Annotated in this window: 18 protein-coding genes, 3 tRNA genes and 3 rRNA genes; 6 read left to right on the top strand and 18 right to left on the bottom strand. The window is 44.4% G+C overall.

Annotation, left to right across the window (positions count from 1 at the left end):
• Positions 1-157: 157 nt before the first annotated feature.
• Positions 158-1,054, top strand: a complete 897-nt coding sequence (gene ilvY / locus P2E05_RS18945; RefSeq protein WP_154623518.1) for an HTH-type transcriptional activator IlvY — start codon at positions 158-160, stop codon at positions 1,052-1,054.
• Here ilvY and ilvA read toward each other — a convergent pair.
• The 6 genes from ilvA to ilvL form a co-directional block, all read right to left on the bottom strand.
• A complete protein-coding gene (ilvA, locus tag P2E05_RS18950) occupies positions 1,046-2,620 on the bottom strand; it encodes a threonine ammonia-lyase, biosynthetic (protein WP_163863291.1) in 1,575 nt (524 codons plus the stop codon). The two genes, ilvY and ilvA, sit on opposite strands and share 9 nt — an antisense overlap.
• A gap of 2 nt (positions 2,621-2,622) precedes the next feature.
• Positions 2,623-4,473 (bottom strand): dihydroxy-acid dehydratase, encoded by a 1,851-nt coding sequence (ilvD, locus tag P2E05_RS18955; protein ID WP_163863294.1) that lies wholly within the window; start codon positions 4,471-4,473, stop codon positions 2,623-2,625.
• 65 nt (positions 4,474-4,538) lie between these two features.
• A complete protein-coding gene (locus P2E05_RS18960) occupies positions 4,539-5,465 on the bottom strand; it encodes a branched-chain amino acid transaminase (protein ID WP_154623520.1) in 927 nt (308 codons plus the stop codon).
• A 12-nt stretch (positions 5,466-5,477) separates the two neighbouring features.
• Entirely contained in the window at positions 5,478-5,747 is a 270-nt protein-coding gene (ilvM, locus tag P2E05_RS18965) for an acetolactate synthase 2 small subunit (RefSeq protein WP_154623521.1), read from the bottom strand.
• A complete protein-coding gene (ilvG, locus tag P2E05_RS18970; RefSeq protein ID WP_272657862.1) occupies positions 5,744-7,390 on the bottom strand; it encodes an acetolactate synthase 2 catalytic subunit in 1,647 nt (548 codons plus the stop codon). Before ilvG ends, ilvM begins: the two co-directional genes overlap by 4 nt.
• Before the next feature lie 134 nt (positions 7,391-7,524).
• The gene (gene ilvL, locus P2E05_RS18975; RefSeq protein ID WP_071599630.1) at positions 7,525-7,626 is read right to left on the bottom strand and encodes an ilv operon leader peptide; all 102 of its coding nucleotides are present in this window, start codon (positions 7,624-7,626) and stop codon (positions 7,525-7,527) included.
• A gap of 479 nt (positions 7,627-8,105) precedes the next feature.
• On the opposite strand from ilvL, the gene P2E05_RS18980 reads away from it, so the two are divergent.
• The gene (locus P2E05_RS18980; RefSeq protein ID WP_163863298.1) at positions 8,106-9,632 is read left to right on the top strand and encodes a YifB family Mg chelatase-like AAA ATPase; all 1,527 of its coding nucleotides are present in this window, start codon (positions 8,106-8,108) and stop codon (positions 9,630-9,632) included.
• Positions 9,633-9,834: 202 nt separating this feature from the next.
• Here the strand turns inward: P2E05_RS18980 and P2E05_RS18985 are convergent, their stop codons facing one another.
• Complete coding sequence (locus tag P2E05_RS18985) at positions 9,835-10,173, bottom strand: DUF413 domain-containing protein (RefSeq protein ID WP_004915426.1); 339 nt, start codon at positions 10,171-10,173, stop codon at positions 9,835-9,837.
• A 111-nt stretch (positions 10,174-10,284) separates the two neighbouring features.
• On the opposite strand from P2E05_RS18985, the gene hdfR reads away from it, so the two are divergent.
• Entirely contained in the window at positions 10,285-11,124 is an 840-nt protein-coding gene (hdfR, locus tag P2E05_RS18990) for an HTH-type transcriptional regulator HdfR (RefSeq protein WP_154624507.1), read from the top strand.
• Between the two features lie 857 nt (positions 11,125-11,981).
• On the opposite strand, the gene P2E05_RS18995 is transcribed toward hdfR, so the two are convergent.
• The 6 genes from P2E05_RS18995 to P2E05_RS19020 all read right to left on the bottom strand — a co-directional run bounded on the left by P2E05_RS18995 (position 11,982) and on the right by P2E05_RS19020 (position 17,502).
• Positions 11,982-12,057 (bottom strand) — tRNA-Trp (locus tag P2E05_RS18995).
• 8 nt (positions 12,058-12,065) lie between these two features.
• A tRNA-Asp gene (locus P2E05_RS19000) sits at positions 12,066-12,142 on the bottom strand.
• A gap of 55 nt (positions 12,143-12,197) precedes the next feature.
• Positions 12,198-12,313 (bottom strand): 5S ribosomal RNA (gene rrf, locus P2E05_RS19005).
• Between the two features lie 119 nt (positions 12,314-12,432).
• Positions 12,433-15,338: ribosomal RNA gene (locus P2E05_RS19010) — 23S ribosomal RNA — on the bottom strand.
• A gap of 460 nt (positions 15,339-15,798) precedes the next feature.
• A tRNA-Glu gene (locus P2E05_RS19015) sits at positions 15,799-15,874 on the bottom strand.
• Between the two features lie 88 nt (positions 15,875-15,962).
• A 16S ribosomal RNA gene (locus P2E05_RS19020) occupies positions 15,963-17,502 on the bottom strand.
• The 16S, 23S and 5S rRNA genes sit together here with 3 tRNA genes alongside, the layout of an rRNA operon.
• Positions 17,503-18,057: 555 nt before the next feature.
• On the opposite strand from P2E05_RS19020, the gene P2E05_RS19025 reads away from it, so the two are divergent.
• A complete protein-coding gene (locus tag P2E05_RS19025; protein ID WP_154622872.1) occupies positions 18,058-18,603 on the top strand; it encodes a gamma carbonic anhydrase family protein in 546 nt (181 codons plus the stop codon).
• On the opposite strand, the gene P2E05_RS19030 is transcribed toward P2E05_RS19025, so the two are convergent.
• The 5 genes from P2E05_RS19030 to dprA are packed head-to-tail and all read right to left on the bottom strand — an operon-like array spanning position 18,579 to position 21,880.
• Complete coding sequence (locus P2E05_RS19030) at positions 18,579-18,839, bottom strand: DUF1488 domain-containing protein (protein ID WP_272658094.1); 261 nt, start codon at positions 18,837-18,839, stop codon at positions 18,579-18,581. The genes P2E05_RS19025 and P2E05_RS19030 overlap by 25 nt on opposite strands.
• Positions 18,836-19,654, bottom strand: coding sequence for a shikimate dehydrogenase (gene aroE, locus P2E05_RS19035; protein WP_163863303.1), 819 nt, complete (start codon positions 19,652-19,654; stop codon positions 18,836-18,838). The genes P2E05_RS19030 and aroE overlap by 4 nt, the downstream gene beginning before the upstream one ends.
• A gap of 7 nt (positions 19,655-19,661) precedes the next feature.
• A complete protein-coding gene (gene tsaC, locus P2E05_RS19040; RefSeq protein WP_272658095.1) occupies positions 19,662-20,231 on the bottom strand; it encodes an L-threonylcarbamoyladenylate synthase type 1 TsaC in 570 nt (189 codons plus the stop codon).
• A 12-nt stretch (positions 20,232-20,243) separates the two neighbouring features.
• Positions 20,244-20,783, bottom strand: a complete 540-nt coding sequence (locus P2E05_RS19045; RefSeq protein WP_163863307.1) for a DNA topoisomerase family protein — start codon at positions 20,781-20,783, stop codon at positions 20,244-20,246.
• A 17-nt stretch (positions 20,784-20,800) separates the two neighbouring features.
• Complete coding sequence (dprA, locus tag P2E05_RS19050; RefSeq protein WP_154622877.1) at positions 20,801-21,880, bottom strand: DNA-processing protein DprA; 1,080 nt, start codon at positions 21,878-21,880, stop codon at positions 20,801-20,803.
• Between the two features lie 134 nt (positions 21,881-22,014).
• Between dprA and def the strand changes: the two genes are divergently transcribed.
• Both def and fmt read left to right on the top strand, forming a co-directional pair.
• Entirely contained in the window at positions 22,015-22,539 is a 525-nt protein-coding gene (gene def / locus P2E05_RS19055; RefSeq protein ID WP_163863309.1) for a peptide deformylase, read from the top strand.
• Positions 22,540-22,564: 25 nt separating this feature from the next.
• A complete protein-coding gene (gene fmt / locus P2E05_RS19060; RefSeq protein WP_163863310.1) occupies positions 22,565-23,512 on the top strand; it encodes a methionyl-tRNA formyltransferase in 948 nt (315 codons plus the stop codon).
• The last annotated feature ends 20 nt before the right edge of the window (positions 23,513-23,532 follow it).

The raw sequence follows: 23,532 nt of genomic DNA on the forward strand, positions 1-23,532 counted from the left end.
TTGTGTTCGTTATGTCAGGCCCTTGGCCCGTCGCTTTTATTAAGCGGTTATGGTTTTACTATATGCGATGATTTGCATTGCTTAAATTGATATATTAACAATACAATGTTGCATATTTTGCAACGTCATATTTATTGAATCTGAGGCTAATACAAAAATGGATATTCGTGATTTAAAGCTATTTCTTCATTTAGCAGAAAGCTGCCATTTCGGTCGAACCTCTAAAGCAATGTATGTCAGCCCCTCAACCTTATCGAGACAAATTCAACGCTTAGAAGAACAGCTAGGGCATCCGCTATTTATTCGTGATAATCGTTCGGTAAAACTGACGCAAGCTGGAGAGCATTTAAAACAATTTGCTCAACAAACCTTATTGCAATATCAACAACTGCAACATGTTCTCAATCAACAAAGCCCCTCTCTCACGGGTGAGCTACGCCTTTTTTGTTCAGTAACAGCCGCCTACAGCCATTTACCACAGGTTTTAGATAAATTCCGAGCCCTTCACCCACTCGTTGAAATAAAACTCACCACAGGGGATGCTGCCGATGCCGTCGATAAAGTCGAAACCAAAGAAGCGGACTTAGGGATTGCCGGCAAACCGGAACGCCTTCCTGATAATGTAAAATTTACTAAAATTGGTGAAATTCCATTGGTTCTGATTGCTCCGGCATTGCCTTGTGCGGTACGCACCATGGCGACAGAACCACAACCTGATTGGTCTGCCATTCCTTTTATCCTGCCTGAACACGGCCCCTCAAGAAAACGTATCGAACTATGGTTCCGTCGCCACCACATCAATAACCCCGTGATCTATGCAACCGTCTCTGGGCATGAAGCAATCGTCTCAATGGTCGCGCTTGGTTGTGGTATCGCTTTGATTCCGAGCGTCGTGGTTGATAACAGCCCAGAACCGGTACGTAGTCGTATATTACAATTAGATAATATTTCGCTAGTGGAGCCTTTTGAACTAGGCGTTTGCTCACTTAGCAAACGCCTTAGCGAACCCTTAATCAAATCATTCTGGCAATTACTCCCAGAAAGCTTAATCTAATGTTTGAGGAAGACGTTGGGGCGCTAAAAAGAAACGGAAAGAGGGATTCCCCGTTTCATCATGATATTCATAGCCTAATGCATCAAGGTGCCTATCAAAGCGAACTTCTGGTCCAGATAACTCAAACGCGGCTAACACACGCCCGTAGTCAGTGCCATGACTCCGATAATGGAACAGTGTAATATTCCAATAGGTACCTAACGTCTCTAAGAATTTCAACAGTGCCCCGGGTGACTCAGGAAACTCGAAACTATAGAGGCGCTCTTCCAATGGTTTCGATGGGCGACCACCAATCATATAGCGGACATGTAATTTTGCCATTTCATCATCGGAAAGGTCAGCCACTTCATAGCCGTTCTGTTGTAGCTCCTGAATTATTTCAATTCGCTCACTTTCCCCGCCATTAAGTCTTACCCCGACAAAAATACACGCGCGGTCAGGATCTGCATCGGTATAACGATAGTTGAACTCCGTGATAGACCGATGACCTAGCAACTGACAAAAGCGTAAAAAGCTGCCTTTTTGTTCAGGGATCGTAACGGCAAGTAGTGCTTCCCGCTGTTCACCAATTTCACAGCGCTCAGACACATAACGTAGCCCATGAAAGTTCATATTGGCGCCAGACAAAATATGCGCTAAACGTTCGCCTTTAATATTATGCTGTTGCACATATTTTTTCAGGCCCGCCAGCGCCAATGCACCTGATGGTTCGGCAATAGCACGTACGTCTTCAAAAATATCTTTCAAGGCTGCACAGATCGCATCGCTATCTACCGTGATCACATCATCGACATACTGTTGGCAGAGACGAAATGTTTCATCCCCAATACGTTTTACTGCCACACCTTCTGCAAATAAACCAACTCGAGGTAAGTCAACCGGATGGCCAGCCTCTAGCGCTGCTTTTAAACAGGCGGCATCTTCTGCTTCAACGCCGATGATTTTAATTTCTGGCATTAATTGTTTGATTAAAACCGCCACACCCGCGATTAGGCCACCACCACCAACAGGTATAAAAATTCGGTCAAGATGCACATCTTGTTGCAGTAGCTCTAATGCAATCGTTGCTTGACCTGCAATGACCGCGGGATGATCGAAAGGAGGAACAAAGGTATAGCCCTCTTGAGTTGCCATCTCAATGGCTTTTGCTTTCGCCTCATCAAAATTAGCGCCATGCAAAATGGCCTCGCCCCCAAAGTTACGTACTGCATCAACTTTGATATCCGCTGTCGCAACAGGCATCACAATTTTTGCTTTCACACCAACACGGCTCGCCGATAAGGCCACCCCTTGAGCATGGTTTCCCGCAGAAGCGGTCACGACACCTTTCGCTTTTTGCTCGTCGGTCAACCCTGCAATCATGGCGTAAGCACCGCGCAACTTAAAACTATGCACAGGCTGCCTATCTTCACGTTTAACGAGGATCGTATTTCCCATACGAGCCGAGACTTTGCTCATTTCTTGCAATGGCGTAACTTGAGCGACTTCATAAACCGGCGCACTCAGCGCCGCTTTTAGATAATCAGCACTCGTTGGGGCTGATGGTAATGGTTTTGCAGCTGCCACCGTTAGCCTCCCAACTTAGACTTATCGCGTACAGCGCCCTTATCTGCACTGGTTGCAAGAGATGCATAGGCACGTAAAGCAAAAGAGACTTCACGCTGACGATCACGTGGTGTATAAGCTTTATCACCTCGCGCTAATTCCGCATCACGGCGTTTATTTAGCTCATCTTCACTCACATCCAAAGCAATGGTTCTCTTTGGAATATCAATATCAATGATGTCACCATCCTGTACTAAGGCTAACAAACCACCACTTGCTGCTTCCGGTGAAATATGACCGATCGATAACCCAGAACTTCCCCCAGAGAAACGACCGTCTGTAATCAGTGCACAGGCCTTACCTAATCCCATCGATTTAAGGTATGACGTCGGATAGAGCATCTCTTGCATGCCTGGACCGCCTTTCGGGCCTTCGTAACGAATAACGACCACATCACCTTCAACAACCTTGCCACCAAGTATCGCTTCAACAGCATCATCTTGGCTCTCATACACTTTAGCGGGGCCTCGGAACGTTAAACTTCCTTCATCAACACCCGCAGTTTTTACAATGCAACCATCTTCGGCGATATTACCGGCTAATACCGCTAATCCGCCATCTAAGCTATAAGCATGTTCAATATTACGAATACACCCATTTTCACGGTCAGTATCCAAGGAAGGCCAACGGCAACTTTGCGAGAATGCTTGTGTTGTGCGAATACCCGCAGGCCCCGCTAAAAACATCGATTTAACTGACTCATCTTTCGTCAACATGACGTCGTATTGCTCAAGCGTCTGTTTAAAAGTCAGCCCCAGAATATTTTTCACATTTTCTTGTAATAAACCTGCTCGGCTCAACTCACCTAAAATACCAATCACACCACCAGCACGGTGAACGTCTTCCATATGGTATTTCTGGGTGCTCGGCGCGACTTTACATAAGTGCGGAACTTGGCGTGACAAACGATCAATATCCGCCATGGTAAAATCAACCTCTGCTTCTTGCGCGGCAGCAAGCAAGTGCAATACGGTATTTGTCGATCCTCCCATCGCAATATCCAGTGTCATCGCATTTTCAAACGCGGCTTTGTTGGCGATATTACGTGGTAATGCACTTTCATCATTCTGCTCATAATAGCGTTTTGTCAGTTCGACAATGCGTTTACCCGCATTAATGAAAAGGGTTTTACGGTCAGCATGAGTGGCTAATAAGGATCCATTTCCGGGTTGTGATAAGCCAAGCGCTTCTGTTAAACAGTTCATCGAGTTAGCGGTGAACATTCCCGAGCAAGATCCACACGTTGGGCAAGCCGAACGTTCAATTTGTTCACTATCCGCATCACTGACATTAGGGTTAGCACCTTGGATCATCGCATCGACCAAGTCCAACTTAATGATTTGATCTGAAAGCTTCGTTTTACCCGCTTCCATTGGGCCACCTGAAACAAATATCACCGGAATATTCAAACGTAATGACGCCATTAACATGCCCGGTGTGATTTTGTCACAGTTGGAGATACAAACCATGGCATCTGCACAGTGCGCATTCACCATATATTCAACAGAATCTGCAATTAACTCACGGGAAGGTAAGGAATAAAGCATCCCGCCATGCCCCATAGCGATACCATCATCAACGGCAATCGTATTAAACTCTTTCGCAACACCACCCGCAGCTTCAATTTGCTCAGCAACCAGCTTCCCTAGGTCGCGCAAATGAACGTGCCCTGGAACAAATTGAGTAAATGAGTTAACCACTGCAATAATTGGTTTTCCAAAATCAGCATCCGTCATACCGGTGGCACGCCATAATGCACGAGCGCCTGCCATATTACGGCCATGAGTGGTTGTTGCTGAACGGTACTTAGGCATATCTTTACTCCCGTGTTTTAAAACAGGCGGGGAACGACCGCCTGTAAGTCTGTTTATATTTGTTATTAAGGGTTTACTGGATCTAACCAACCCCATTTATCTTCCGTCGACCCATCAAACAAGCCAAAGAATGCTTGCTGGATCTTTTTCGTCACAGGGCCACAACGACCAATGCCGACTTGGATACCGTCAACGCTACGTACTGGGGTAATTTCCGCCGCGGTTCCTGTCATAAAGACTTCATCAGCAAGATAAAGTGACTCACGTGATAATGTTTGCTCACGCACCTCAATCCCCATGTCTTTTGCTAGGGTTAAAATAGCGTCACGAGTGATCCCCGGTAGAGCAGAAGAAGTAAATGGAGGAGTAAATAAAATACCATCTTTCACTTCAAAGATGTTTTCGCCCGCACCTTCAGATAGATAACCATGAACGTCTAACGCGATACCTTCTTGGTAGCCATGACGGCGAGCCTCACTCCCTACTAACAGCGATGACAGATAGTTACCGCCAGCTTTTGCACCTGTTGGGATAGTATTTGGTGCCACACGATTCCAAGAAGAGACCATTGCATCAATACCTTGGTCTAATGCTTCTTCCCCTAAATACGCTCCCCATGGGAAAGCAGCCATGATGACATCTGTTTTATAACCGTCCGGTGGGTTCACTCCCATGCCAACATCACCGATAAAAACGAGTGGACGAATATATGCACTGACTAAGTTGTTTTTACGCAGAGTGGCACGGCAAGCTTCCATTAACTCATCTACGCTATAGCTGACAGGCATACGATAGATTTTTGCGGAATCACGCAAACGTTGCATGTGTTCTCTATGGCGGAATACAACTGGCCCTTTGTGAGAGTCATAGCAACGGACGCCTTCAAATACCGATGTTCCATAATGCAGAGCATGAGACATAACGTGTACCTTAGCATCAGCCCATGGCGTCATTTCACCGTTAAACCAAATATAGTCAGCTTTCTTAGTCATTGTATTTATTCCTTACATTGCACTCTGAGTGCGTAATAGTCGTGATTCTTGTTCTCTTATTTCAACTTCTGAAACATCAGACAACTTAGTTAACTGTGCATATAGCTGGGTGAGTGGCCTCTGGCTATTCACAGTCATTTCAATGTTTACATTATCACCATCTGGCATGTGATCCATAGTCATTGAACTGATTTGGAATCCACGATGGCGAGTCACCCGTAATATACGCTCTAAAACCTCAGGACGGAAACGGGCTTGTATTGCGAGTTGATGTTGCATCATAACGGTTTCTCCATCATTTTTTCATTACTCGCCCCTGGTGGAACCAGCGGCCAGACGTTTTCTAATTCATTTATTGAAACCTGCAAGATGTAAGCGCCTTCACTATTAAGTAATTCATCTAGCGCAGCATCGACTTCCGATTTTGCAGTGATACGGCGTCCAGGAATATCAAAAGCCTGCGCCAAAGCGACAAAATCAGGGTTATCCGTTAAAATAGTTTCACTATAACGTTGCTCAAAAAACAGCTCTTGCCACTGACGAACCATGCCTAAACGTTGGTTATCTAACAATAAAATTTTAACCGGTAACTGTTTACGCTTAATGGTTCCCAACTCTTGAACGTTCATCATGAACGAGCCATCTCCAGAAACACAGATCACGGTATCTTCAGGACGAGCAACCTGAGCACCGACCGCCGCAGGAATACCAAAGCCCATGGTTCCCAGACCACTTGAAGTTATAAAGTTTTCAGGGGCATCAAACTCTAAATGCTGAGCTGACCACATTTGGTGCTGCCCAACATCCGTTGTGACAACCGTATTAGGCCCCATACGATCGGAAAGTTGCTTTAACAGCAAAGGGGCATAAATAGCTTCGCCAGGATGGTCATAGCGCCAACTGAATTCGTGTTTTAACTGCTGCACCTCTTCCTGCCATGACGAAATATTTTTTTCCATCGTCAATTCAGGTAATAGCTGTTTGGCATCACCTAACAAAGCCACATGCGTTTGACGCAATTTATCAAGCTCAACATGGTCAATATCGATATGTATGACTTTGGCATCCGGAGCGAATGTATTTAATTTGCCCGTCACGCGATCATCAAAACGCGCACCAACCGCAATCAATAAATCGCAACGTTGTACCGCTAGGTTAGCGGCTTTCGTTCCATGCATACCTAACATGCCAAGATAATAAGGCTCCGTCGCCGCTACAGCCCCCAACCCTTTTAACGTCGCCACAGAAGGGATGCCTGTGCACGCAATAAATTGTCTTAACTCGGCAACCGCTCCCGACATACCAACACCGCCACCAATGTATAACATCGGCTTTTGCGACTGTTGGAGTAACGCTCTTGCTTGCTGTACTTCATCAGTTTGGATAGGCAAATCCTGTTCAACAGGCATTAAAAATGGTGCTAGGTCGGCCTGCTGTAGTTGAATATCTTTCGGAATATCAATCAGTACAGGTCCTGGACGACCACTATTTGCGATTGCGAAAGCTTCAGCAACAATACGAGGCAGGTCTTCAAGAGATTCCACTAAAAAACTGTGCTTAGTACAGGCAAGCGATAACCCTAAAACATCAATTTCCTGAAAAGCATCCGTACCAATAAATTCAGAGCTCACCTGCCCTGTAATGGCAACAACAGGAACTGAATCTAACAACGCATCGGCTAATCCTGTAATTAAGTTTGTGGCACCCGGCCCAGATGTCGCAATACATACCCCCGTTTTCGAGGTTGATCGCGCATAACCAATCGCCGCAATCACAGCGCCTTGCTCATGGCGGCATAACAGATGCTCAACGCCGCCATCATACAATGCATCATACACTGGCATAATCGCACCACCAGGGTAACCAAACACGGTTTCAACCCCTTGAGTTCTTAATGCTTGAACTAACCATTGTGCCCCATTCATGCTTCTCTCCTGTCTTCCATTTGCTTTATCTATTTGTATTTATTTTGTTTTTTTAGGTTGAATGATGTTGGTAAACTTTTATGTCAAAAAAAACCCCGCGCCTTTCGGTGCGGGGTTCTCGTGAGATCTGGCTACTAATTTAGCCTTCGTCGTCCAAGTGCAGCCCCGCACGGTGGGATAATAATCACCACCACGCTGATAATAATTAGGCTAATCACTCGGAAAAATGCGTTCATCTGTTTTTTTCTTTCACTGTTATTCGTTATCTATATTAAAGAGTTATCATGTTAAAATTACTTTGACAACTTTTATTTTCTTTTTTTCCTATTAAAAAATAAATTTACTTTAAAAACATAGCACTACACAATATTCAGCATGATTATCTAGTATTTCGCTACATATATAGCAAATACATATTGTTCTGGTTGAATAATTAGTCTGATATTCCATTATCTAAACCTAACATTGAAGATATTAAATTTATTTCATATATCACTTTTCAATAACAATTATCTAAAGTAATACTTAATGATTATTTATAAATAAAACCCAATACCATGATAAATAATAATTTTGTGAACATCTTCGCAAGAAAATGATGATTGCTAAATATTTTCTAATCTGCTTTCCAAACGGCTTCTCAACATTAAAACATGCGATTGCACCGCCTTTTTGTTAAACAGAATATTACTCTGTTTACTAAAAGGGAGAAAATATGGCACTAGCGATTGTCTACACCAGAGCCTCGATAGGAATGGATGCCCCACTTGTGACTGTTGAAGCCCATATTAGTAATGGACTTCCAGGCTTAACGCTTGTCGGTCTGCCAGAAACCGCTGTTAAAGAATCTAGAGATAGGGTACGAAGCGCTCTAATAAACAGCGGCTTTGAATATCCAACCAAAAAAATGACAATTAACTTGGCCCCTGCCGATCTCCCTAAAGAAGGGGGGCGTTATGATCTAGCGATAGCCATTGCTATCTTAGTTTCTTCAGGCCAAGTCCCCGCTAAGATACTTCATCAATATGAATTTCTCGGCGAACTTGCTTTATCTGGCCAAATTCGTCATGTTAATGGCGCTATTCCTGCCGCTTTGGCTGCATTAACAAAAAAAAGACAGCTCATTCTTGCAGCGGAAAATCCACAACAGCTGAACTTACTCCCTGATAACAGCGTTATGTTTGCAGGAACACTATTAGAACTTTGCCATTTTTTATATGAAAAGACCGCCTTACCACGTAATTTCCATCCAACTAACATCCCTGCATCACTCAATTGTAATGACAACATCAGCGATATCATTGGGCAAGAACAAGGAAAAAGAGCATTAGAAATCTGTGCCAGTGGTGGACATAATTTACTCTTATTAGGCCCTCCTGGTACTGGAAAAACAATGTTAGCAAGCAGACTCAAGACGCTTTTACCCACTCTAACGCCACAGGAAGCGTTAGAAGTCGCTTCAATACATAGTCTATGTCAATCCACTCACTTAAGTTATGATTGGCCTCCTCGGCCATTTAGAGCGCCTCATCATAGCGCCTCAATGGCAGCACTTATTGGCGGAGGAAGTTTACCGAAGCCGGGGGAGATATCCCTAGCGCATAATGGGATTTTGTTTCTAGATGAATTACCGGAATTTAGCCGCACTGTACTTGATGCATTACGTGAGCCGCTAGAATCAAGGCAAATCATTATTTCTCGTGCTAAAGCAAAAGTCTCTTTCCCTGCTAACTTTCAACTCATTGCTGCCTTAAATCCAAGCCCTACAGGTCAATATCAAGGAAACTTTTGCCGCAGCTCTCCAACTAAAATTTTACGCTATCTCTCACGTATTTCAGGCCCTTTTCTTGATCGATTTGATCTTTCAATAGAGATTCCATTACTACCTCTAGGCACGCTAAGCCACCCATCCTCTCACAGTGAAAATAGCGAACAAATACGCTCTAGGGTCCTACTTGCAAGAAACATTCAAATGAAAAGAATAGGGAAATTAAACAGCCAGTTAACCGAGAAAGAAACCACTGCACTCTGTCAGCTCAATACCAAGGATGCCTTTTTTTTAGAGCAGGCTTTAAATAAGCTCGGATTATCTATCAGGGCTTGGCATAAGATCTTAAGGGTTGCTCGTACCATTGCTGATTTACAAAATACAGACAATATTGAAAAACCGCATCTTCTCGAAGCATTAGGTTACCGAGCGATGGATAAGTTATTGCTTCATTTGCAAAAACAAGTAAGCTGACTGGCTGGGAGAGAGTTAAAGACAGAAAAATAAAACAGAGAACCTAACAATTTTCAGTGGATAGGTACAGAATGCATGAAATGATGACGATATGCGATTAGATAAGCACACATTTGCAAGAATAGCATGGTCGATAAGTCATACTAATATCCGATAAATAAACTAAGGGGCCTAAAGCCCCTCTGTAAATATATTGATGATATTAATCATCTGTATCTGTATAGTCATCTGAAGGGTCTATCTGAGGTTTACCGCCAGAGAGAGTATGAAAGCGTTTTGGACGATTTATACGGCTAGAATATTTCGCCCACACCTTTTCTTCAGGAGTTACTGGTTCCCTTTCGCCACGGCAAACTGCAACGAACAGTTTTTCTTCATCAGTCTGTGCAGCGCGTTTGCCAGAATCAAGCTCAGAAAAAGCTTGACCGTGACGTTCGAGTAACTGAGCTTCCTTGATGGTGAAATCACCATGACGAGAAAAGCCACGTGGGTAATGTTTATTATCAAAAAAACGATTAGTCGTGATGAAGCTTTCTGCCATCTGACACACTCCTAACTTATTACTGTCAACTCTTTATGGCGCGGAGTATTAGACAGCATTGACAATCTGTAAAACAAAACATTTAAATCATCACGACAAAAATTATTGGAGATGTATGTGGATACTGAGTTATTAAAAACTTTTTTGGAAGTCAGTAGAACCAGACACTTCGGCCGAGCCGCAGAATCACTATATTTAACACAATCTGCTGTTAGCTTTCGTATCAGACAACTTGAAACACAACTAGGCACAAACCTATTTACTCGGCATCGTAATAACATTCGATTAACGGCCGCGGGGGAGCGCTTAGTCCCCTATGCAGAATCGTTGATGAATACATGGTTACAGGCTAAAAAAGAGATCTCACATGCATCACAGCATACTGAACTATCAATTGGAGCGACCGCATCACTGTGGGAAGGCTATCTGACGGACTGGGTACAAGCATTATATGAACAGCATGATGAGCTACGATTAGAAGCGCGAGTATCAACGCGTCAATCACTCGTCAAGCAACTACACTCCAGAGAACTCGATTTGCTGATAGCAACGGAGCCACCGAAAATGGATGAGTTTGAAAGCACCATTATTGGTACGATTGAACTTCAGCTAATGGCTTCACAAAAAAATATTGCGCTAACAAATTATAATTATATCAAATTAGAGTGGGGAGCCGATTTCCATCCTCAAAATGATTCAGCTTTAACGCCTGATGACTCACCTGTCATGATAACGACATCAGCGCATATAGCCCGTCAATTACTCTCTGTATCACTTTCTGCTGCGTTTTTACCTTCTCACTGGAGTATCCAGTACCCTGGGCTAAAAACACTCTCAGAAAGTCCAATGACAAAACCACTCTACGCTGTTTGGCTACAGAAGAACGATCAACAAGCATTGATTAATCAACTAATAAAAACCCCTATTAAGAATGCTCAATTAATCCCATAAAATAAGCTCATCACGCCATGACGCTCGATTGTTTTATCGAGCGTCTAGTTTTTCAATAATGTTAATTTGCTCGAAAGTCACAGGCACATCAAAGAGCTATCCCATTTTATTGATATCTAAATAAGTTATCATTCCCTGCCAATAAAAAATGGTGATATTTGATAATACCCCTATCGCCCAAAATTAATGCTATTAAATTTTATGGGGTATTTACCGGCTTGGGTGAGCGACGGCAATGTCCTAAACATGCAATATATAAACATCATCACATCACTTGGCACGCTTCTTTAAAGTCATGGCATTAGTCATATTGGCTTAAACGAAGTCACAATCGAAAGGTATATAGGTAGGCAAACAAAAACCAAGTCTTCATGCCAGATAGATTAAAACAATCAAACCTTCTTAGCATGTAAGCAGAAAGAGAAAAATCGATAGAAAGCCGTTCCCATTAAAACCTAACAACACTGATAGGTCTAAATTGAGCTATCAATGACAGTAATAACTGCGCCGTTTAACGTCACAATGATATTCCGTTAATAAGCTACATTTAATCTTTAAGTTCATTCAGCGTGTTAGGGGATATTAATACAACCCAAAAGTCACTTTTAGGCATTTTAGCATTGAGGTAGGGTGTAACTGCTTATATACGCACTCTATTACTCAATTTGATCAAAGAGTGATAGTGTTCTCTTTAATCCCAAAATTGAGTCATTGACTGCATTATCAAAGGGTAATACAAGTGGGATGTCTATTCGGTGGGAAATGGTGATGTGTCTGTAGGTTAGATAAAGAAAAACCCGATTAAAATAATCGGGTTATCAATAAGATACTTCTTTTATTTTTACTTAATTGGTAACTGGCAGGGGCGGAGAGGCTCGAACTCCCAACACCCGGTTTTGGAGACCGGTGCTCTACCAATTGAACTACGCCCCTAAATTAAGTGGCGGAACGGACGGGACTCGAACCCGCGACCCCCTGCGTGACAGGCAGGTATTCTAACCAACTGAACTACCGCTCCACTATTCTTTCGCCTAACGGCTGCTTATCGCTTCGCAATAAGTCTTTAATTTAATGTCTGGCAGTTCCCTACTCTCACATGGGGAGACCCCACACTACCATCGGCGCTACGGCGTTTCACTGCTGAGTTCGGCATGGGGTCAGGTGGGACCACCGCGCTATTGCCGCCAGACAAATTCGGTTTTCGTTCCCGTCGGCTTGCACCAACCAGAACAGCAATCTTGAACAAGCTAATTTCTCGCACTCTGCGTGCGCTTCACAACGTTCTCTCTAAAACACCTTCGGTGTTGTCAGGTTAAGCCTCACGGTTCATTAGTACTGGTTAGCTCAACGTATCGCTACGCTTACACACCCAGCCTATCAACGTCTTAGTCTTAAACGTTCCTTTAGGACCCTTAAAGAGTCAGGGAAGACTCATCTCAAGGCAAGTTTCCCGCTTAGATGCTTTCAGCGGTTATCTCTTCCGCACTTAGCTACCGGGCAGTGCCATTGGCATGACAACCCGAACACCAGTGGTGCGTCCACTCCGGTCCTCTCGTACTAGGAGCAGCCCCTTTCAATCTTCCAACGCCCACGGCAGATAGGGACCGAACTGTCTCACGACGTTCTAAACCCAGCTCGCGTACCACTTTAAATGGCGAACAGCCATACCCTTGGGACCTACTTCAGCCCCAGGATGTGATGAGCCGACATCGAGGTGCCAAACACCGCCGTCGATATGAACTCTTGGGCGGTATCAGCCTGTTATCCCCGGAGTACCTTTTATCCGTTGAGCGATGGCCCTTCCATTCAGAACCACCGGATCACTAAGACCTACTTTCGTACCTGCTCGAGCCGTCACTCTCGCAGTCAAGCTGGCTTATGCCTTTGCACTAACCGCATGATGTCCGACCATGCTTAGCCAACCTTCGTGCTCCTCCGTTACTCTTTGGGAGGAGACCGCCCCAGTCAAACTACCCACCAGACACTGTCCGCACCCCAGATTATGGGGCCACGTTAGAACATCAAACATTAAAGGGTGGTATTTCAAGGTTGGCTCCATGCAGACTGGCGTCCACACTTCAAAGCCTCCCACCTATCCTACACATCAAGGCTCAATGTTCAGTGTCAAGCTATAGTAAAGGTTCACGGGGTCTTTCCGTCTTGCCGCGGGTACACTGCATCTTCACAGCGAGTTCAATTTCACTGAGTCTCGGGTGGAGACAGCCTGGCCATCATTACGCCATTCGTGCAGGTCGGAACTTACCCGACAAGGAATTTCGCTACCTTAGGACCGTTATAGTTACGGCCGCCGTTTACTGGGGCTTCGATCAAGAGCTTCTCCTTACGGATAACCCCATCAATTAACCTTCCAGCACCGGGCAGGCGTCACACCGTATACGTCCACTTTCGTGTTTGCACAGTGCTGTGTTTTTAATAAACAGTTGCAGCCAGCTGGTATCTGCGACTGGCTTCAGCTCCATCCGCGAGGGACTTCACCTAGCGCCAGCGTGCCTTCTCCCGAAGTTACGGCACCATTTTGCCTAGTTCCTTCACCCGAGTTCTCTCAAGCGCCTGAGTATTCTCTACCTGACCACCTGTGTCGGTTTGGGGTACGATTAATGATAATCTAGAGCTTAGAGGCTTTTCCTGGAAGCGGGGCATGAGCTACTTCGCCACCGTAGTGACTCGTCATCAGACCTCAGCATGTAGTGAACCGGATTTGCCTAATTCACCTGCCTACATCCTTAAACCGGGACAACCGTCGCCCGGCCAGCCTAGCCTTCTCCGTCCCCCCATCGCAATTATCACCAGTACAGGAATATTAACCTGTTTCCCATCGACTACGCATTTCTGCCTCGCCTTAGGGGTCGACTCACCCTGCCCCGATTAACGTTGGACAGGAACCCTTGGTCTTCCGGCGTGCGGGTTTTTCACCCGCATTATCGTTACTTATGTCAGCATTCGCACTTCTGATACCTCCAGCATGCCTCACAGCACACCTTCACAGGCTTACAGAACGCTCCCCTACCCAACAACATTTACATGTCGCTGCCGCAGCTTCGGTGCATGGTTTAGCCCCGTTACATCTTCCGCGCAGGCCGACTCGACCAGTGAGCTATTACGCTTTCTTTAAATGATGGCTGCTTCTAAGCCAACATCCTGGCTGTCTGAGCCTTCCCACTTCGTTTCCCACTTAACCATGACTTTGGGACCTTAGCTGGCGGTCTGGGTTGTTTCCCTCTTCACGACGAACGTTAGCACCCGCCGTGTGTCTCCCGTGATAACATTCTTCGGTATTCGTAGTTTGCATCGGGTTGGTAAGTCGGGATGACCCCCTAGCCGAAACAGTGCTCTACCCCCGAAGATGAGTTCACGAGGCGCTACCTAAATAGCTTTCGGGGAGAACCAGCTATCTCCCGGTTTGATTGGCCTTTCACCCCCAGCCACAAGTCATCCGCTAATTTTTCAACATTAGTCGGTTCGGTCCTCCAGTTAGTGTTACCCAACCTTCAACCTGCCCATGGCTAGATCACCGGGTTTCGGGTCTATACCCTGCAACTTAATCGCCCAGTTAAGACTCGGTTTCCCTACGGCTCCCCTATACGGTTAACCTTGCTACAGAATATAAGTCGCTGACCCATTATACAAAAGGTACGCAGTCACACCTAAAAGGTGCTCCCACTGCTTGTACGTACACGGTTTCAGGTTCTATTTCACTCCCCTCGCCGGGGTTCTTTTCGCCTTTCCCTCACGGTACTGGTTCACTATCGGTCAATCAGGAGTATTTAGCCTTGGAGGATGGTCCCCCCATATTCAGACAGGATAACACGTGTCCCGCCCTACTCGTCGAGTTCACAACACCAACACCTTCGGATACGGGGCTATCACCCTTTACTGCCGGACTTTCCAGACCGTTCTCCTGATGCTGATGCTGATTAAGACTCTGGGCTGCTCCCCGTTCGCTCGCCGCTACTAGGGGAATCTCGGTTGATTTCTTTTCCTCGAGGTACTGAGATGTTTCAGTTCCCTCGGTTCGCCTCGTTTGACTATGGATTCATCAAACGATAGTGCAACGAATTGCACTGGGTTTCCCCATTCGGACATCGTCGGCTATAGCGGTTCATATCACCTTACCGACGCTTTTCGCAGATTAGCACGTCCTTCATCGCCTCTGATTGCCTAGGCATCCACCGTGTACGCTTAGTCGCTTAACCTCACAACCCGAAATTGTTTCAACGATCACCTAACTGTCATGGCTGTGCGTGGTGAAATTCTTTGTTGCGCGGTGCTCGTCATGCTCACGTACCGATGTACGCTGCGCTGACTGCGCTCCTACGCCGCGAATTTCACACTGCTCGCTCATGCCACTCGTTTGAATGACCGAAAATTTCAGGTTTGAAATTTTGAGAGACTCTCACATTGTTTAAGCGATAAACAATGTGCGTTGTTTCAATTTTCAGCTTGTTCCAGATTGTTAAAGAGCATAATTGTTAAACTAACTCAGTGAATTAGTTTAATCATTATTTATGGCCAGCACTTTCGAGAAAGTGCGAGCTAAGACATTTCAAGGCGTAGGCGCACAGCGAGCGGAATGTACATTCAGTACATGAGCATCGCGAGCACCGCACAACGCTGAAAGGTCGACGCGCAGCCTTTCGATTGACCCACACTGAATGGCGTCCCCTAGGGGATTCGAACCCCTGTTACCGCCGTGAAAGGGCGGTGTCCTAGGCCTCTAGACGAAGGGGACAACAAGGTCTTCAGTCAATCTTAGATTGGCTTTGCTCTACTTTTCATCAGACAATCTGTGTGAACACTTCACAGAAACACTTCAATGGTAAGGAGGTGATCCAACCGCAGGTTCCCCTACGGTTACCTTGTTACGACTTCACCCCAGTCATGGATCACAAAGTGGTAAGCGCCCTCCCGAAGGTTAAGCTACCTACTTCTTTTGCAACCCACTCCCATGGTGTGACGGGCGGTGTGTACAAGGCCCGGGAACGTATTCACCGTAGCATTCTGATCTACGATTACTAGCGATTCCGACTTCATGGAGTCGAGTTGCAGACTCCAATCCGGACTACGACGTACTTTATGAGTTCCGCTTGCTCTCGCGAGGTCGCTTCTCTTTGTATACGCCATTGTAGCACGTGTGTAGCCCTACTCGTAAGGGCCATGATGACTTGACGTCATCCCCACCTTCCTCCGGTTTATCACCGGCAGTCTCCTTTGAGTTCCCGACCGAATCGCTGGCAACAAAGGATAAGGGTTGCGCTCGTTGCGGGACTTAACCCAACATTTCACAACACGAGCTGACGACAGCCATGCAGCACCTGTCTCAGAGTTCCCGAAGGCACCAAAGCATCTCTGCTAAGTTCTCTGGATGTCAAGAGTAGGTAAGGTTCTTCGCGTTGCATCGAATTAAACCACATGCTCCACCGCTTGTGCGGGCCCCCGTCAATTCATTTGAGTTTTAACCTTGCGGCCGTACTCCCCAGGCGGTCGATTTAACGCGTTAGCTCCGGAAGCCACACCTCAAGGGCACAACCTCCAAATCGACATCGTTTACAGCGTGGACTACCAGGGTATCTAATCCTGTTTGCTCCCCACGCTTTCGCACCTGAGCGTCAGTCTTTGTCCAGGGGGCCGCCTTCGCCACCGGTATTCCTCCACATCTCTACGCATTTCACCGCTACACATGGAATTCTACCCCCCTCTACAAGACTCTAGCTGACCAGTCTTAGATGCCATTCCCAGGTTAAGCCCGGGGATTTCACATCTAACTTAATCAACCGCCTGCGTGCGCTTTACGCCCAGTAATTCCGATTAACGCTTGCACCCTCCGTATTACCGCGGCTGCTGGCACGGAGTTAGCCGGTGCTTCTTCTGTCGGTAACGTCAATCGTTGATGATATTAGCATCAACGCCTTCCTCCCGACTGAAAGTACTTTACAACCCTAGGGCCTTCTTCATACACGCGGCATGGCTGCATCAGGCTTGCGCCCATTGTGCAATATTCCCCACTGCTGCCTCCCGTAGGAGTCTGGGCCGTGTCTCAGTCCCAGTGTGGCTGATCATCCTCTCAGACCAGCTAGGGATCGTCGCCTAGGTGAGCCATTACCCCACCTACTAGCTAATCCCATATGGGTTCATCCGATAGCGCAAGGCCCGAAGGTCCCCTGCTTTGCTCCTTAGAGATTATGCGGTATTAGCCACCGTTTCCAGTAGTTATCCCCCTCTATCGGGCAGATCCCCATACATTACTCACCCGTCCGCCGCTCGTCAGCGGGAAGCAAGCTTCCCCTGTTACCGCTCGACTTGCATGTGTTAGGCCTGCCGCCAGCGTTCAATCTGAGCCATGATCAAACTCTTCAATTAAAAGTGTTTGATGCTCAAAGAATTAAACTGACTACATTCTTTCATATATGAATTAACGTGTTAGTCACTCTTCAAGACTTAAAATCAAATATTTTTTTGATAGTGTCCTGTGAGTGCCCACACAGATTGTCTGATAAATTGTTAAAGAGCGTTGCGACTTTATCTTTCGATATTAACCGTTTAGGTTGTTGCCGCGAGGTGTCGTATACTACGTTTTTCTGTCAGAAAGTCAAGTGATTATTTTCAACTTTTTCTCTCTTTTTCACCTCAGTCATCACGAGGGTTTCTTTTTCAACCTGACCACCGAAGCGGTTTGTCGTGACAACGGATGCGCATTATAGGGAGTCAGAAAATTCTGGCAACCCTTTTTTTGAAAAAAAATACCGTTTGAAGATAAAATCATCATTATGTTTTTTTTTCTAGCAATATGATGCTGAAATAGACAACGAAAAGATACTTTGAATACTTTACCTTTTGCAGATTAAACATCTTCATTGTATGTATACATATTAACTATGCTTTTAACACTACCATTTATTGACTATGGCGACTGCTATGAATAAACATTTAAGACCTTATTTAGGTATTTACCCAACTACTGGCACTGATGTATTTATCGATCCTTCCGCTGTTGTTATCGGAGATGTCCGCTTAGCCGATGATGTAAGTATTTGGCCTCTGTCTGTATTACGTGGTGATGTGAATTATATTGAAATTGGATCTCGCACGAATATACAAGATGGTTCAGTCTTACATGTTACCCATAAGTCAAAACACAACCCTGACGGTAACCCGTTAATTATCGGTGAAGATGTCACTGTCGGCCATAAAGTGATGCTGCATGGCTGTACCATTGGGGATCGCGTTTTAGTTGGAATGGGGTCGATTGTATTAGATGGTGCAATTATTGCGGATGACGTTGTTATAGGTGCTAATAGTTTAGTTACCCAAGGTAAAAAACTCGAAAGTGGCTACCTATATGTCGGTAGCCCAGCAAAAGCGGCCCGCAAACTGACTGAAGGGGAGTTGGAGCATTTGCGCTATTCCGCTAATAACTATGTTCAATGGAAAAATGACTACTTATCATCAGGCAAAGAGTAATCATTACCATTGTCTAAAAGGTCTTGAGCGATCAAGACCTCAAACTCTTCTTCTATATCCCAACGGTGAGTTTGAAATAATGCTAATGATTCGGCTCCCATCCCATATCTTTTATATAGTAACCTGTCCGATATGACGCAATGCGCTAACATTCCATTAATTAATACTGGAAATCGTACCTTTCCAGTCATTACATCCCATTCTTCTCTATCTGGGAATTGAATTGCTTGATTCATTTTTTCAATTCCTTCTGTAACGCATACAAGACTGGTTCCATATCTGGCAGTACACCATGCCATAACTTAAAGGCAAAAGCGGCTTGCCCAACGAGCATTCCCAAGCCGTCAGCAAGCTGTTCAACATTATAAGCTTTCGCAAAAGATAAAAATGGCGTTAATGATTGTTGATAGAACATGTCATAACAAGCGACTTGCTTAGAAAATACCGCAGGATCAAGTTCAGGAATTTCCCCACTAACGCCAGAAGATGTTGCGTTGATGATAAGATCAAAAGTCGCAGTTTTGATCTCATCGATCGGCTGTGCGGTAATTGTTCCAAAACTTGCAAATTGGTTTACTAATGTTTTCGCTTTAGAGAAAGTTCTATTTGTTAGCGTTATTTCACACCCAAATTCCAAAAGTGGTAACAGCGCTCCGCGAGTTGCGCCACCAGCACCAATCATTAATATTTTACTATCCGTACGAATAAACTTCAGCCGTTGCAGGTCTAATAATAGACCTACACCATCCGTGTTATCACCTAAGAACCGATGGTCATCAAGTTTCATGACCGTATTGACAGCACCACATGATTGAGCCCGTTCTGTTAGTTCTGACATCATGTGATGTGCTCTTTCTTTAAAAGGAAGAGTGATATTCGCTCCTTTTCCTCCTTGAGCAAAAAACTCAGAGAGTTGTTGCTCAAATTCATCTATCGGAGCCAGAATACGTTCATACTCCAACGAGATCCCTGTTTGTTGAGCAAACATCTGATGAATGATAGGAGATTTACTATGTGCAATCGGATGGCCAAAGACGGCATACTTATCCATAAAATAGTTATCCTTTTCGGTATAATTGCCCAGTTTTAGCATCACGAATTTCTGATGGGTTTTGACGTCCACCTACAGCCCCATCCAGTACAGGGATACTTCCCGCAAACTGCTCTATAACTTCATGGGTCGTTCTACAAGGCTCCTTTCCACTCAAATTTGCGCTCGTTGATACCAATGGTTTTCCATATTCTCGGCAAAGTGCTTTTACTAACTTATGGTCAGTCACCCTTACCGCCAAAGTATCAAAGCGACCCGTTAACCATTTAGGTGTAGATGGCTTCGCTGGGATAACCCACGTAACGGGGCCAGGCCAGCTTTCAAACATGACTTGTTTTTGTTCATCTGTTAGCTGATTATCATCAACGTAACTTTTCAATTGCTCATAATTATCAGCAATGAGAATCAACCCTTTTTCCCAAGGACGTTGTTTCAATTCAAGTAATTTATTGACCGCTTGTTCACTATCGGGGTCACAGCCAAGTCCAAAAACAGCCTCTGTGGGATAAGCGATAACATCCCCTTTATTAAGGGCTGTGATAATATTTTCAATTGCAGGTGTAGATTTATTTTGCATCTTTTTAACTCATTATTCTTTCTGTGGTTTACCACATCGTTTACTGGCACAAAATAATCTTACTCCTTGAGCACCCCTTTTTTCCATAAGTAATGGATAATGACAATGCTCACACTCGCCAGATACGGGCTTGTTATTAAGAATAAATTGGCAGGATGGATAGCTATCGCAAGCATAAAATGTCTTACCAAACCTAGATTTACGTTGCAACAGATGCCCTGTTTGACACTGAGGGCAAGAAACTTTCGTTTCATCTGGCTTATCAATTAATTCTATATGCTCACATTCAGGGTAGTGACTACACCCAATAAACATACCAAATCGCCCTTGTTTCAAAACGAGATCATAACCACATTGAGGGCATGCCTGTCCTTCTAATACCTTTATTACATGGCTTTCTGCTGAAGGGCGCATAGGTTTGACATAATGACACTGCGGATATGAAGAACACGCAAAAAAAGGTCCATGTGCACCATTACGAATAACCAATACCGCACCGCATTCAGGGCAATGTTCATTTTTTTCTGTTTCAAAAGGCAATTGCTTTGACATGATTTTCTCTTAGCCAACTAACTTAATTTTATATATCCACCAGCAACTGAAGCGATCACACCATCTATTTCTAATTCAGTCAAAATAGAAGTCACTTCTGTTATGGGCTGTTGTGCGCGCTCAGCAATAACATCTGCGGGTAAAGGATGATACTCAACCATACTCAATATTTTGTTTTCTGTCAGATTAAATTCAGAATTAATTTCTTCTTTAATTAACGATTCGACAGGCAACCAATTCAGTCCGGCCTCTAGATGAGGTTTAATATCTTCGGGATCAACTAATAAATACGCGCCTTGCTGCAATAACCAATGATTGCCACTGAAAGCGGGATCTCCTAACGGTGCGGGTATCGTAAAAAGATCTCTATTTTGTTCAATAGCATAGCGTGCTGTTATCAATGAACCACTTTTCATACCTGCCTCAATAACAACGGTGGCTTTACTTAAACCACTAATGATTCGATTTCGCCGAGGAAATTGCTTAGGGAGTGGCGGTGTATGAGGTAAATATTCAGAAATTAATGCGCCTTCTTCTTTTATTTTTTCCGCCAAAAAAATATGTTGCTTGGGGTAGATATTTGCGAGTCCACTACCTAAAACAGCGATTGTTTTCCCTTTTTCATTTAATGCCGCCCGATGACTAACAACATCGATTCCAAAGGCTAGCCCACTCGTAATCGTTAAACCATAACGTGTAAATTCTTTGGCAAACAGCTCGGCCCATTTACGGCCGTAAGCACTCGTTTGGCGGCTACCAACGATTGCAATCTGTGCAGTTGCAATTAATTCCCTTTGCCCGATGACAAACAACACCAGCGGAAAATTCGAGATTTGTTTTAACAAAAGGGGATAGTGTGAATCATAAAAGGTGATCAGCTGGTGCTCTTCTTTTTCCAACCATTTAATCGTTTGAGTTAACTTGGTCGAAGAAAAATGTTGAAACTGTAAGCATTGCAACTCATTCAGCCCACATTCTCGTAAGATAGGCAGACTAACTTTCTCTAATAAGAGTAGCTTGTTAATTATTCTTAATGCCTTATGCGGTGATAACCGGCTGACTTGAGACATTCTTAACCATATTTCTTGAGAATCCATCGCATCTTCCTGACGTTATAATAAATGAGTTCATCAATGAACAAATCATCACCAATACTGTCAATATGACCAATAAATGTCTAGAATAGGCATTAATTCTTATTCACTTTTTTGGACGCTGCTCGAAAAAATTTATGTCAGTATTAAACGTATTACATTACCCAGACGAACGCTTACGCACTATTGCTAAGCCAGTAGAAAAAGTAGATGCCGAAATTCAACGTATTATCGATGATATGTTCGAAACGATGTATGAAGAAGAAGGTATCGGTCTTGCTGCGACCCAAGTTGATATTCATCAGCGGATCATCGTTATTGATGTTTCCGAAACGCGTGATGAACGACTGGTATTGATCAATCCTGAATTACTCGACAAATCAGGTGAAACAGGTATAGAGGAAGGCTGTCTCTCCATTCCTGAACAGCATGGATTTGTCCCAAGAGCCGAAAACGTTAAAATTCGAGCTCTCGACTATAATGGCGAAACGTTTGAACTTGAGGCCGATGGCTTACTCGCTATTTGTATTCAACATGAGATGGATCACCTTGTTGGGAAACTATTTGTCGATTATCTCTCTCCATTAAAACGCCAACGTATCCGCCAAAAAGTTGAAAAGTTGGATAGAATGAGAGCTAAAGAAGCCAAAATAGCTAAATAGATAGATTTATACAGGGAACATAAACGTGTCAGAATCATTAAAAATTATCTTTGCAGGTACACCTGATTTTGCTGCTGGTCATTTAGCTGCTTTGCTTAACACTAAACATCAGGTTGTAGGTGTCCTCACTCCACCAGATAAGCCCGCGGGAAGAGGAAAGAAGCTGACACCTAGCCCTGTAAAAGTATTAGCGCAAGAAAATAATATTCCCGTTTTTCAGCCTACTACACTGAAAAAGGAAGAAAACCATCAATGGATCAAAGAGCAAAATGCTGATTTGATGATTGTTGTTGCTTATGGCTTTATTTTGCCAAAAGCCGTTTTAGATATCCCCCGTTTAGGTTGCCTAAATGTCCACGGCTCACTACTACCTCGCTGGCGTGGGGCTGCTCCTATTCAACGTTCTATTTGGGCGGGTGATGCTGAAACGGGCGTCACGATTATGCAAATGGATGAAGGCTTAGATACCGGTGATATGCTCTATAAAGCGAAATGCCCTATCCTGCCAGAAGATACTAGCGCAACACTCTATCAAAAATTGGCTGTTATTGGTCCAGAAGCCCTAATACACACCTTAGACCTGATATCTAGCCAACAATGCCTTCCTGAAAAACAGGACGATTCCTTAGCAAATTATGCAGAGAAATTATCTAAAGAAGAAGCGCGTATTGATTGGCAATTATCAGCAGAGCAGATAGAACGTTGTGTTAGAGCGTTTAATCCTTGGCCTATGAGCTATTTTATGGTTCAAGATCAACTGATAAAAGTTTGGCAGGCTGAAGTGATTTCAGAAAATCACAGTGAAAAACCAGGTACGATTATTAGCGCCGATAAAAATGGTATATGTGTCGCCACTGCTAGCGGAAAATTGAATATCGTTCAATTACAGCCTCCAGGTAAAAAAGCCATGGCAGCACAAGATCTATTAAACTCTCGCCGTGAATGGTTCGCTCCTGGAACACTACTTAATTAAAACACCAATAAATTTGCCTG

It is taken from the genome of Providencia stuartii, from assembly GCF_029277985.1.
Classification (GTDB): domain Bacteria; phylum Pseudomonadota; class Gammaproteobacteria; order Enterobacterales; family Enterobacteriaceae; genus Providencia; species Providencia zhejiangensis.

Excerpts from the sequence above, each read along its gene's own strand:
- ilvY (WP_154623518.1), top strand. The coding sequence starts at position 158 with ATGGATATTCGTGATTTAAAGCTATTTCTTCATTTAGCAGAAAGCTGC.
- ilvD (WP_163863294.1), bottom strand. The coding sequence starts at position 4,473 with ATGCCTAAGTACCGTTCAGCAACAACCACTCATGGCCGTAATATGGCA.
- P2E05_RS18960 (WP_154623520.1), bottom strand. The coding sequence starts at position 5,465 with ATGACTAAGAAAGCTGACTATATTTGGTTTAACGGTGAAATGACGCCA.
- ilvM (WP_154623521.1), bottom strand. The coding sequence starts at position 5,747 with ATGATGCAACATCAACTCGCAATACAAGCCCGTTTCCGTCCTGAGGTT.
- ilvG (WP_272657862.1), bottom strand. The coding sequence starts at position 7,390 with ATGAATGGGGCACAATGGTTAGTTCAAGCATTAAGAACTCAAGGGGTT.
- ilvL (WP_071599630.1), bottom strand. The coding sequence starts at position 7,626 with ATGAACGCATTTTTCCGAGTGATTAGCCTAATTATTATCAGCGTGGTG.
- P2E05_RS18980 (WP_163863298.1), top strand. The coding sequence starts at position 8,106 with ATGGCACTAGCGATTGTCTACACCAGAGCCTCGATAGGAATGGATGCC.
- P2E05_RS18985 (WP_004915426.1), bottom strand. The coding sequence starts at position 10,173 with ATGGCAGAAAGCTTCATCACGACTAATCGTTTTTTTGATAATAAACAT.
- hdfR (WP_154624507.1), top strand. The coding sequence starts at position 10,285 with ATGTATGTGGATACTGAGTTATTAAAAACTTTTTTGGAAGTCAGTAGA.
- P2E05_RS19025 (WP_154622872.1), top strand. The coding sequence starts at position 18,058 with ATGAATAAACATTTAAGACCTTATTTAGGTATTTACCCAACTACTGGC.
- P2E05_RS19030 (WP_272658094.1), bottom strand. The coding sequence starts at position 18,839 with ATGAATCAAGCAATTCAATTCCCAGATAGAGAAGAATGGGATGTAATG.
- aroE (WP_163863303.1), bottom strand. The coding sequence starts at position 19,654 with ATGGATAAGTATGCCGTCTTTGGCCATCCGATTGCACATAGTAAATCT.
- tsaC (WP_272658095.1), bottom strand. The coding sequence starts at position 20,231 with ATGCAAAATAAATCTACACCTGCAATTGAAAATATTATCACAGCCCTT.
- P2E05_RS19045 (WP_163863307.1), bottom strand. The coding sequence starts at position 20,783 with ATGTCAAAGCAATTGCCTTTTGAAACAGAAAAAAATGAACATTGCCCT.
- dprA (WP_154622877.1), bottom strand. The coding sequence starts at position 21,880 with ATGGATTCTCAAGAAATATGGTTAAGAATGTCTCAAGTCAGCCGGTTA.
- def (WP_163863309.1), top strand. The coding sequence starts at position 22,015 with ATGTCAGTATTAAACGTATTACATTACCCAGACGAACGCTTACGCACT.